Origin of the sequence: Clostridioides sp. GD02377 (assembly GCF_045899875.1) — a bacterium.
GTDB lineage: Bacteria > Bacillota > Clostridia > Peptostreptococcales > Peptostreptococcaceae > Clostridioides > Clostridioides difficile_A.
In genome coordinates this window covers 93,889-106,188 of record NZ_JBJODA010000016.1, presented here as the reverse complement: position 1 = coordinate 106,188, position 12,300 = coordinate 93,889, and the positions used below count along the sequence as shown (strand labels likewise).

The window sequence follows — 12,300 nt, the reverse complement described above, 5'->3', positions numbered from 1 at the left end:
TTTTTAAAGAGCTTTTTCATTGATTAGTAATCTAATATTTTAAAATTATCTAGCTCCATCTCCTGTCAATACTACTTTAACAGTTTTAAAGAGTATCTTAAAGTCAAGTAATATACTCCTATTTTTTATATAGTAAATATCTTCTTTAAGTTTTTCTTCAGGAGTGATTTCGTATCCACCATTTACTTGTGCCCAACCTGTAAGTCCAGGTTTTATAGCAAGCCTGTTGATAAATCCAGGTATTTCCTCATTAAATTGAACAGTAAAGTTTGGTCTTTCTGGTCTAGGACCTATTAAGCCCATATCCCCCTTTAATATATTAAACAGCTGTGGAATCTCATCAATTCTAGTTTTCCTAATAAACTTTCCAACCTTAGTTATTCTAGGATCATCTTTTTCAGCCCATTGTGCGCCAAATTTTTCTGCGTCTGTTCTCATAGATCTTAATTTATATATATAGAATCTTCTTCCGCATTTTCCTAGTCTTTCTTGCTTATAAGTTATTGGTCCTTTGTCCTCTATTTTAATAAGAATTCCAAATATTGCTATTAAAGGTAAACCTATCACAAGTCCTATTATAGATAAAACTAAATCCATAATTCTCTGGTACAAGTCAAATAAAACTGTTCCTTTTACTATGCTATAGTCAATCTCGCTTGCAATTTCCTTATCTGCCCCTGGATAGCTTTTAACTTTAGGTATTTCACATTCATCATTAGTATATCCAGACATAGTTACCTCCATATTGGAATAAAAATTTTTTTAATTCTTAATTTCAACTTATTTCTATCTTATTTTTGACTTATTTCTATATTATACTCAATAATGAGCAGATTATCAATACAATAAACGTCATTGTAAACAATTTGATTCTTTACAAAAATATATCATCCCTTGTTATATTTTACATTATAACAGGAGATGATATATTTTGCTTTAATATTTTTTGTTTTATTTTACAGATTCTTCTATTCCTATTCCAATTTGAGTTCCCATTGTTTTTACTTTTTCAGAAGTATTTAACTTATCCATATCGCTCTTATTGTCTATAAATGCACATTCGACAAGTATTGCTGGGTAATTATTGTTTCTTAAAACATATAGGTAATCATTTCCATTTGCAAGTGTTCTTGTTTTAATTCCTCTATTTTGCATGTTAAATTTTTCTAATATTCTTTTTAATATATTTGATGCAGCAGTCTTAGTTTTCCCACCATTTTTATCTTTTACTTTATAAAAAATTTCTACACCATTACCTGCACCATTAGATGCATTGTAATGTATACTTGTAAACAAATCTGGTTTTATAGTATTTGATAAAGTTGTTCTTTCTCCTAGAGCCATTGTTTTATCTGTATCTCTAGTCATAACAACATTTACACCTTTTGAACGTAAATATTCAGTAGTTGCTAACGCTGTATCAAGAGTATATTTCTTTTCTTGTGCTCCACCATTTAATCCACTTGTTGCTCCTGAATCAGAACCCCCATGACCTGGGTCAATCACTACAGTTTTTCCTGTAGCATCTCCTGGATTTTCTGGTTCTGTAGGTGAATTATGTTTTGATAGACTAGATGCTATAGAACTTATAACACTATCTTTCATTCCATCACCTATTTGATATACTGTTCCTGCTGTTTTTTCTGATAAATTTGTAGTATGGTATGCAGAAACATAAGTTTTTGGAGTTATAAGTATAGGAGCTTTTAATTTAGCCGCTAAAGGTCCAGCTGTTATTGAGTCAACTATTATGTCAGATTTTGCAACTAACATTGCACTCAACTCTTGGTCTGGATAGAAAGTCTTAATTACATTTGCATTTGTTTCATGTCTATCTGCACCAGAAACTCTATTTTTTGAAGCTCCATTTTTTGCTATTTTAGATATTTGGTCTATAAGTTTTGATGATAAGCTTTGGCTACCACCTATATAATAAGCTTCCTCTAGACCTTGTGAAGATAACCAATCATATGTACTTTGTGGTACAGAATCTTTATTAGATAATATTATAGGTTGTTGGTCTTCACCTGCTTTTGGTGAAATGTTAAGAGCATCATATTCACCAGCATAACCATTTGCTATGTATATTTTATTAACATCATGGTACTTATCTATTTCTTTTGCTATAAGTAAAGATGTTTCGTGTCTATCAACACCACCAATACGAGTTACATTCACATCTACAGCAGATTTAATTTGAGATACTGCCTTTTGTGAAACTGAACCATCATCACCAATGATTATTACATCACTTGGATTTAGACGTTTTAATTCTGCCTTTGTACTTTCTGGTATATCATCTTTATTTGCAAGTAATATTGGTGCATCATAAGTAGAAGCAAGTGGAGTAGCTGTTATTCCGTCTGCTGCCAGTTCTCCATTAACTATTACAACCTTATTAGCTCCATCTTTCCAACCTTGTTTACTTATCTCAACAGCAGTTTCAAATCTAGTAGCTCCTGCAAGTTTTTTTACTGGTGCAGAAGTTTTTCTCATATATTCATTTACTGCTTTTGTTGAATTTGCATCACTTATTATAAATTCTTGTGTAACATCATAATCTTTAAGATTTAATCCCATAGACTCTAAGTCTTCTTTGTTTAAAACTTTTTGCTCATCTTTACCATTTACTTTTATGCTTTGAAGTTCCCATACATTTAAGTATTCTGGGTCTTTATTATAATTTATTACACCTTCATATGTATCTGTCTTTTCATTGTAATTTAAAGTAGCTTCAAGTGGCATATCATAACACATAAAATTTAATGTTATCGAATCAGCATTTAACTTTTCTTTAAACTTTACACTTGCATTCGATTTACTTCCTAACACTACACTTTTTCTTTGTAAATTTATATTAATATCTGAATTAGATTCTGTATTTGCAGTAGTATTTTCCGCTGCTAAAGCCACGTTTGGTGCCACCATTGCTATAGACAACATTCCTGTTGCTAATAATTTTGTACTCTTTTTCATTATATCCCCCCTAGATTTTTAAACCTTTAAATCTTTGTTTAAATTCGTCTTGAACTTGTTTTATATTACATAAATGCAATATTATGTAAATCTTTTTTCATTATAGCACAAAAGATTACAAATTGTAATCTTTTTGTAATCTTTTATGGCATGATTTTTAAATTTTATCTAGAGGAAACTTGTATTATATCTGATACTTTCTGTATATTTAAACAAAAACAAAGAAATTCTTGTCTAAAAAAACATCACACTAAATTTTGATAAATATTTTTTTCTTATACATAATGGACATTACTATAACCCAGAATAAGACATACAATAAAGAAAATACTAGCGAATCCCAAGTTGTACCTGCCCAAGGTGTTATAAGTTCATATGTAACCCACTCTACCAAAGTAGTTGGATAATCGACTTTATCTGTAAGTTTTGGAAGATTCCAAAAAACATGGCTTAATATCTCAAGGCACATATATGTAAAAATAGGGCTACTCCCAAGTGCTATTATTGGTGTGAATATTTTACTCTTATTTTTGATGTCGCATATGAAATAAAATATTGCCAGTAATATACCATAACTTCCAGCCATTAAAAGTACAAATGAGCTAGACCATAATCTTTTATTAAATGGAAAATATTGATTAAAGATAAAAGCACATATTAGCAAAATAATACTCATAACTAATATTTTAAAGAATTTTTTGTATTCTCCTATGTTTTCTTTTAAAAGTACACATCCCATAATACAACCCAACATACCTGAAGAAATTGCTATTATACTAGTTAGGAATCCATCTGGTTCAAAATCTGGTTTGTATAAATGACCTTTAAAAAAATGGAAATCCACCAATTGTGCAAGAGAACCTTCTAACTCGAATCCATATGGTTTTGCAACTACATAATAACCTATTATTATAAATGCAGATATACATAAGAATATAATTATTGTCATAGTACTTCCTACATTTAATTTTTTTAATAGTAAGTATACTAAACTAGTTACAAAATAAACTAGTCCCATACGTTGAAGTACTCCAAGTATTCTCACAGTACTTAAGTCGTGATTTCCTAGGTAATTTAAGAAAAATCCAAATAATATAAGTAAAATACTTCTCTTAAATATACTAAGTATTATGCTTAATGTAGACTTATTGTTTTTTAGTTTACTATTTATTGATATTGGAATTGTAACCCCTAAAGATATAACAAAAAAAGGAAATGCAAAATCTGCAAGTGTTACACCATGCCATATAGCATGTCTTAGCTGAGGATACATTCTCATCCAAGTTCCAGGATTATTGCAAACTATCATGAGGGCTATTGATAGCCCTCTTATTATATCTATTGATTTAACTCTATTTTTCATGATTTTTGTATCTAATTTACCTTCAAATCCACTTTCCATATTACCTCCCCCAAGATTTAACTGTATATTTAGATTTAACTATGAATCTATCTAACTATATATCTTCAGATATAGTTCTAAAATATAGCTTTCTTAAATATACATCTTTTTAATTAAGAAACTTCTTTAGAAATCCAAGTTTATCTAATATATCTTGTATCTTATTAATTTTCTGGCTTATAGAATCTATAGTTTTTTCTATTGAATCAACCTTAGCTTCTAAATCCTCAACCTGATTTACTTTTTTATCTATAGTTCCATGATTAGTAATGTCACTATTAGATGAGTTATCTATAAGCTTTCCTATATAACCATCATTAATTAATTTTGTATCATTAGCAGATGCCAATATCATCATTGTTTCTATATCTGAATTTCTAGTATTTTCTATAACTCTACCATTTTTGTCATGAACTGACAATATAGTTATCGTATCATGATTATTAAATCCACCTTCTCCAATATTTCTAACTATAACATTTACTAAAGTAGCATAGTTATTTACTTCACCATTAGGCATATCTACTGTAACCGTTTTTGAGCAATCGCCTTTTATATTAATAGTTATTGGCTTATTTGTTACCATTCTAAAAGCCTCATTTACAGTATCCTCTTTTGGATTAAAGTTTATAATATCATTAGGACTTGCAATATTTATCATATCAGTTAATTCTTCAACAGTTTTTGCCTCAAAAACAGTCTTATCTTGTAGACTCTTAATCTCATCAAAAGCTTCTTCATTTCCATTTCCACCAACTTGTGTTACTGTACTTAATTTTTTCGTACTAAGTACATCTCTCTGCTTTGTATTTAGTTTATCACCAACTAAAACGACTGGTGACTCATTTCTAGCTGCTAATACTCCAACTGCTAATGAGTCTATAAGCTGGTTTTCATTTTTACTTCCATCCTTGGTAACATATAGATTACTTAAACTTGTATCCGTATAAAACTTTTCTAAAACTTTAGCATTAGTTTCATTTCTATCTTTTCCACTCAATCTTTCTGCATTAGGAAGACTCTTTTCTACTGCTCTTGAGACAGAATTTGTACCTCCTATTACATATGCCCTTATAACTTTCTCCTCTTTTATAAATTTTTCAAATGGTTCTACTCCATCTTTGGGACTAGATAATATTATAGGCATGTTGTTTTGAGCAGATGGTGCTCCAACACTAACAGCATCACTTAGACCTTTTTCTCCATTTACAACAGCTACTTCCTTAACATCTTTTATGTCTTTCAATTTATTAGCCAAAATCAATGAAGTTTCATATCTATCATTACCACTAATTCTTTCTACATTGAATCCTTCACTTTTCAATTGATTTTCTATATCTTTACTTAAAACAGTAGTACCACCTATCAAATAAATGTCTTTAGCTCCTAGACGTTTTATCTCTGCTTTAGTTCTATCATCCAATTTATTATTTTCTGTTAAAAGTATTGGTGCTCCTTTAACTTTCGCAAATGGTGTAGCTGAAAGAGCATCTGCTAATGACTTATCATTAACCAGTACTACATTAGTACTAGAGCTATACGACTTTTGACTTATCTTTACAGTAGTTTCATATCTTCCATTACCTATTATTTTTTCCTCTGTAAGTGCATATGATGAAGTTATAGAAATGCTACTTAAAGTAAGCGCTATTGTCAATGTTGTTAAAATAGTTTTTGGTGCTTTCATTATTATTACCCCCTTATTTTGTTTAAAATCTTACTATATTTATATTATAAAATATCTTTACACTATTTTACAGTTTAAATTTATTACATTTTTCCTCACCCAATAAAAAAAGAGCTATCTCAAAATAGAGATAAACCTCTTTTTCATTGTTGAAATGCTAAAAATATATTTTATTTCATACAAAAAGAGTGCCTCATGAACTAAAAAGTTCATTTTGAGACACTCCATTTTGTTACTTTATATCTATAAACTTATATTAAATATTTTCTAATAATAAAATGTATAGCTTTACTATCTTTATATTTATTATTTTTCTAAAAGACTATTTAATTCATTAAAAGCACTTTCATTTCCATTTCCACCAACTCTAATAGGAGTTTCTATTTTTTTAGATTTAAGAACATTCTTTTGACTTTCATCTAATTTATTTCCAACTAGAACTACTGGTGAATCAGTTTTAGCACCTAATGCTCCTACTGCTAGTCCATCTATTAAGTCACCTTGACTTTTTGAACCATCTTTAACAACAAAAGCATATTTTAAGTCTGAATTAGTATAGAATTTGTCTATTATCTTAGCATTAGTTTCATTTCTATTACTTCCTGCAAGTCTTATTGGATTTGAAAGCTTGCTTTCTAAGTTTGATGATAAAGTAGCTGTACCACCAATTATATAAGACTTAGTTATTTTTGATGAATTTAAAAACTCATCAGCACCTTGTAACTCACTCTTTTCATTAGTAAGTATTATTGGCATATTGTTATCAGCTGCTGCTGCGCCAACACTTATTGCATCTGCAAGTCCATTGACACCATTTGCCACTGCAACTTGTGAAACAGATTTTATACTGTTTAGTTTTTCAGCTAAAGATATACTAGTCTTGTATCTATCACTACCTGAAATTCTTTCTACTGATATACCCATATTGCTAAGTTGAGTTTGTACATTCTTACTTAAAGAATTCTCTCCACCTATTAGATAAACCTTTTTAGTTCCTAATCTTTGTAATTCTGATTTAGTTTTTGAATCTAAGTTATCTTTTCCTGTTAAAAGGATTGGAGAATCAATTGCTGCTGTAAATGGTGTAGCTGTTAAAGCATCCACTATTGTATTTCCATTTACTAGTACTGCATTTTGAGAAGAAGTCCATCCTTTTTGACTAACTTTAACTGCTGTTTCATATCTGTCTGCTCCAGTTAAAGATTCTCCTGAAGTAGCCTGTCCAGAAGATGTTTTTGTTATAGCTTTTATAACAAAGTTGCAAGGAGAAAATTCACTGTATGTATTTATATCTTCAAATTTATTGTTTTGAAGTATGTAACTTTCACCTAAGTTTGCTTTAGCTTCATATAGATAGTATCCATCTATGTTAGTTTCATATGCTAAAGTTGATTTTTCTCTATTAGGATTTGCTGTGTTATCTATAACTACTACTATTGCACCTTTCCCTTTTGGGAGGTTATAAGAGTTAGTAGGTACATTTATGTATCCAGAGTATGATACTGTTCCATTTGCAAGTTTTGTCATTGAGTTGTTTTGAGGAACTCCATTTACTACTGGTGCATAATATACTTCATATTTTGCTCCTACAGAGTCTGTTTCAAACATAACAGAATCAAGTTTTTCAGAATCTCTACTAAAATCAAATACATTTGCTGCTGTTATTTTATTTGACATTATCTTGCTAAGACCAGCATATTCAAGTTGGTACATTTTTTTGTCACTGTCTGGTTTTGATACTGATTTCATTGCATAGTTATCTGTATCTTTTAGTATAGTTTTATCTTCATAAGAAATCCAGAAGAATCCTTTCATAGAATTGAATTCTCCCCAGCTACTTTTTACTAACCATGCTCCATTTGATTCTGGTTTAAAATTAGCTACAAAATTATCTTTTGAGTAGTTATCATCCCATCCCACTATTGCTACAGCATGATTTGATATTGCACTCTTATTTGTGCAATTATATGAATTTTCATCATCACTGAAATACTTTGAATAATGAGCATATCCTGATGTAACTGCACCATATTGCATGATAGCATTTTTTACAGTATTCTTATCTTTATCAAGGCGAATAACATCTGTTACATTAAATTGAGTAGGCACAGAATCCATATTTGAAGGTCTAGTAGCACCTTCTTCTTCAGATTTAAGATTATATGGTATATCCTTTTCTAATTTAGGACCTGCCCATGAAGTCAGATATCCTACAGCTGTTACATTTGAACTCCCTGACATATCATCTAAATTCCATCCATACTTTCCACCAGTTGACCACCATCTTAAGTGTTCTTCTGATAAATCATAAGTTCCATTACCTTTTAATTTTAAATATGCCTCTAATGTTGACATCCCAGAAAAAGCCCAACAAGTATTAAGACTTCCTTGATCTTTAGCTGGTGTAGTAAGTCCAAGACTCATTGGATTGTATTTTACACTTGATTTATATACTGATGGAAGACTACGTATAGTCCTATTTTGAAGTGTTGTACCCTTCATTTTATGTGGAAATGGTATCACTCCATTATATCTCGCTGTGTCTCCATTTTTGATATCTTCTAGATATTGAAGATATTCTTCAGAATACTTTGCAATTTCTACTCCATCTAGAGTTTTATTTTTTTCTGCTGATACAGGTATTGTTGACACTATTAAAAAGCAAACTGTTAACAATGCCAGTAGCTTTGACAATTTTTTTGATTTGTACTTTCTCATATTTACCTCCTTATATATATTTAACTTTTATTATATCAGATTTCTAAATTGAGGTCATATTTTATTTTGTTAAAATTATAGATTATTAGTAAATATTAATTATATGATGTTATAGTTTTATTTTTATAATATTTTAAAATATATTGATTTATTAATGGATATGTTATAATAAAATGTGTCAGTTTTATCTAAAGATAGTTATATTTGATTAGTTTGGGAGGATTTTATATTTGATTTTAAAAAAACATGAGGAGACAATATTATATTTATTTTGTGGAGCATTTACTACTCTTGTAAATATAGTTTCATATTTATTTTTTACTAGAGTTCTTTCATTTAATTTTATAGTTGCAAATACTTTGGCATGGATACTTGCTATTTTATTTGCTTATATTACTAATAAGTTTTTTGTGTTCAAAAGTATTAGGATTGAAATAATTTTCTTATTTAAAGAATTTTTATCTTTTGTTAGTTTTAGATTACTTTCTGGAGCTATTGAAATGTTAATTATGTATGTAATGATTGATCTGTTATTTGTAAATGATGTTATAGTGAAAGTAATTACTAATATAATTGTTATAGTTTTGAATTATTTATTTAGCAAGATGATAATTTTTAAGAATCTTAAATAAAAAAAGTAGCCTACCATTTCAGTAGGCTTATTTATATATTTAAATAATATAAATGCATTAGATTTTAAGGTGCATGTACATATTGAATCTTATTTGTCTTTAATTCATCAAAATGTGATTTTACAGAATGATATCCTATTGCATACTGTCCATTTTCTGGATTCCATTTTTTATAAGCGTTCATAGCACTAAGTAGCTTATTCTCTTGGCTATTTAATACTTTCCATACTTCTATATTTGAATTAATTTTTTTGAAATCATTATAGTCATATGGTTCTACATAAAATCTTAAATCCTTTATTTTTCCTTCATTGTACAGTTCCAATGCTGCCTCTCCCAATGCTCTATGATCTTCATGTATACCACTTGCTTTATACGGAGTAACTGTCTTTACTTTTGCATTTGGATATTCATCAAGATACTTTAATATTATCTCCTTTGCTTTTTTTTTGCTTAATTCTCCATCATGAGCTCTATTTTCTTCTATATGTATATTACTTTCCTTAACACCCATTTCTTTACAACTTTCTTTAAACTCTTTGTCTCTATCTTTTGAAAATTCTTCTTCTGGCAAAGAATACTTATGTACATCTTTTATATGATATGAACATATACCTCCATCATCTAATACCTTTCTTATTATAGATTTACTTCCATCTGTACATAATATAACATGTGTATCACTTTTTTCAACATGCTCAATTATATCACTTCCCATACTTAAAATTTCATCATCTTGATGTGGTGAAAAAAATAAAGTTGCTTCTACCACTATTATAACCTCCTGTTTCGTGAAATTATTTATATTTCTAAAATAGTATACATATAAAAATATGTCACTTTAAATTTCCTCAATTATATCTATTAATGTAATTACTAGCAGTAACTTTTAAACTGTTTAAGATTTCACACTCAAACATAATTCGTTTAATATATTATAAAATTATATAATTGAAAAGTTATATAATCATATATTTAGTAAATATTTTTATCTATTTAAAATATATGATATGCAACAATAAATATTATAAGTACTGCTAGGGCATTTCCTAAAAATATTCCAAATATAGCATCTTTTAATCTCATCTCTAACAAAGATGCTATCCCTGCTGCGCTCCATGTACCTGTAGTTGGAAGTGGTATTCCAACAAATAGAATTAAACCTATGACACTTAAAGATTTTATTTTTTTTGCTCTACTATGTAGTTTATTTTCTATGAAATTAATAAAGACATAAAAATAACCTTTTAATTTTAAATAATTCAATATATATCTAAAAGTTAATATTATAGGTATTCCAATTAATGTAGATCCCATTAAACATGATAAATATACTAGCAGTGGAGATTTAAAGAAAGCCCTATAGGAATTGCCCCTCTAAGCTCTATTATTGGTATCATAGAAAAAAATACTAAATTTACATATTGCAATACATCACTCCTCATTATAAATTAATAAGCATTCTTGTTTAATACCCCTTTAAATATTGTTAAAAATATTATTTTTATATCAAATAAAAATGACCAATTCTCTATATAATACAAATCATGTTCTATTCTTCTTTCTATTGATGTATCTCCTCTATATCCATTTACTTGAGCCCATCCTGTTATCCCAGGTCTAACTTGATGCTTAATCATATATTTTGGTATCTCATCTTTAAACTTATTCACAAAAAATGGCCTCTCTGGTCTAGGACCTACTATTGACATTTCTCCCTTTAAAACATTAAAAAATTGAGGAAGTTCATCTATACTTGTTTTCCTCATTACTGAACCCCACTTTGTTTTTCTTGAGTCATTTTTTGTTGTCCATTTTGTTTTTTCATCTTCATCATCTTGAACTTTCATTGATCTAAATTTATACATATAAAAGTCTTTTCTATTTAATCCAATTCTTACCTGTTTATATATTATTGGACCAGAAGATGTAATTTTTATCATTATTATTGAGAATAACATCATTGGTGATGTTATTAATATAGCAAATAAAGAAAAACATATATCAAATAACCTTTTACATGTATTCTTAAAGTAATTATCTAAAGGTACATGTCTTATATCAATAATTGGCAATCCGTCTAAATCATCTATATATGGTTTTGTAGGTACATAGTTATAATAGTATGGAATTATATTTGTTTTAACACCAGCTTTTTCACATTTATTTATTATCTCTCCAAGTTTAAAAGAATACTTTGAATCAATTGTTATAAACACAATATCTATATACATTTTGTCTAGTATAGTTTCTATATCATCTATAACTCCTAAAATAGATACACCTTCAAACTCATTTTTTTTATTATCTTCTTCATTTAAGCATCCTAATATATTATATCCCCATTGACCATGTTTTGTAATTTTTGATATTAATGTTTTTGAAGCTTTTGTTGTTCCAACTATTAAACAATGCTTTTGATTAAACCCTCGAAGTCTTGACTTTCGCAATATATATCTTATCATTATTCTAACTAAACTAGTTAATAAGGTATTATAAATCATAAATAATAAAAGAACTGCTCTAGAATAGTTTATAAGTTTTATTATAAATAGAACTAAAATCAATATTAAAGCTCCTATTATATTTGCTGTTATAACTTCTTTTATTTCTGTATATATACTACTTATTCGTTTAGTATTATATAAATTCAAAGCATTGTATATTATAAAGTACATTAATGTTGAACAGATTGCAGTTACCACATATCCCTTTGTCCCAATTGAATTTATGCCTTCTAATATATAAAATTTTGTATAATATGCAAATGTAAAGGATAATAAAGTAATAGTCATGTCAAGTAGTATATGTGTATTATTCAACAGCTTCTGATTTTCTTTTATCATAAAAACTCCTTTTTCTAAAAAAATATTCAATTTTAACAT

Annotated in this window: 9 protein-coding genes; 1 reads left to right on the top strand and 8 read right to left on the bottom strand. The window is 28.3% G+C overall.

The window, feature by feature from the left end; translation table 11 throughout:
• Nucleotides 1-45: 45 nt before the first annotated feature.
• The 5 genes from Q3304_RS14705 to Q3304_RS14685 form a co-directional block, all read right to left on the bottom strand.
• Nucleotides 46-732: a sugar transferase gene (locus Q3304_RS14705; RefSeq protein ID WP_021385677.1), complete on the bottom strand. Its 687-nt coding sequence runs from the start codon at nucleotides 730-732 to the stop codon at nucleotides 46-48.
• A 219-nt stretch (nucleotides 733-951) separates the two neighbouring features.
• Entirely contained in the window at nucleotides 952-2,976 is a 2,025-nt protein-coding gene (locus Q3304_RS14700; protein ID WP_054271360.1) for an N-acetylmuramoyl-L-alanine amidase, read from the bottom strand.
• 250 nt (nucleotides 2,977-3,226) lie between these two features.
• Nucleotides 3,227-4,378, bottom strand: coding sequence for an acyltransferase family protein (locus tag Q3304_RS14695; RefSeq protein ID WP_407814457.1), 1,152 nt, complete (start codon nucleotides 4,376-4,378; stop codon nucleotides 3,227-3,229).
• A 109-nt stretch (nucleotides 4,379-4,487) separates the two neighbouring features.
• The gene (locus Q3304_RS14690) at nucleotides 4,488-6,065 is read right to left on the bottom strand and encodes a cell wall-binding repeat-containing protein (RefSeq protein ID WP_407814456.1); all 1,578 of its coding nucleotides are present in this window, start codon (nucleotides 6,063-6,065) and stop codon (nucleotides 4,488-4,490) included.
• A gap of 306 nt (nucleotides 6,066-6,371) precedes the next feature.
• Entirely contained in the window at nucleotides 6,372-8,783 is a 2,412-nt protein-coding gene (locus Q3304_RS14685; protein ID WP_407814455.1) for a cell wall-binding repeat-containing protein, read from the bottom strand.
• Nucleotides 8,784-9,013: 230 nt separating this feature from the next.
• Here Q3304_RS14685 and Q3304_RS14680 point away from each other — a divergent pair, with 230 nt between their 5' ends.
• The gene (locus tag Q3304_RS14680; RefSeq protein ID WP_407814454.1) at nucleotides 9,014-9,415 is read left to right on the top strand and encodes a GtrA family protein; all 402 of its coding nucleotides are present in this window, start codon (nucleotides 9,014-9,016) and stop codon (nucleotides 9,413-9,415) included.
• Nucleotides 9,416-9,479: 64 nt separating this feature from the next.
• Here Q3304_RS14680 and Q3304_RS14675 read toward each other — a convergent pair whose 3' ends face one another.
• The 3 genes from Q3304_RS14675 to Q3304_RS14665 form a co-directional block, all read right to left on the bottom strand.
• Nucleotides 9,480-10,187 carry a PIG-L family deacetylase gene (locus Q3304_RS14675; protein ID WP_407814453.1) on the bottom strand — a complete coding sequence of 236 codons (708 nt, stop codon included), beginning with the start codon at nucleotides 10,185-10,187 and terminating at the stop codon, nucleotides 9,480-9,482.
• 224 nt (nucleotides 10,188-10,411) lie between these two features.
• The gene (locus Q3304_RS14670; protein WP_407814452.1) at nucleotides 10,412-10,732 is read right to left on the bottom strand and encodes a small multi-drug export protein; all 321 of its coding nucleotides are present in this window, start codon (nucleotides 10,730-10,732) and stop codon (nucleotides 10,412-10,414) included.
• A gap of 134 nt (nucleotides 10,733-10,866) precedes the next feature.
• Nucleotides 10,867-12,261, bottom strand: coding sequence for an undecaprenyl-phosphate glucose phosphotransferase (locus tag Q3304_RS14665; protein ID WP_407814451.1), 1,395 nt, complete (start codon nucleotides 12,259-12,261; stop codon nucleotides 10,867-10,869).
• Nucleotides 12,262-12,300 lie beyond the last annotated feature (39 nt).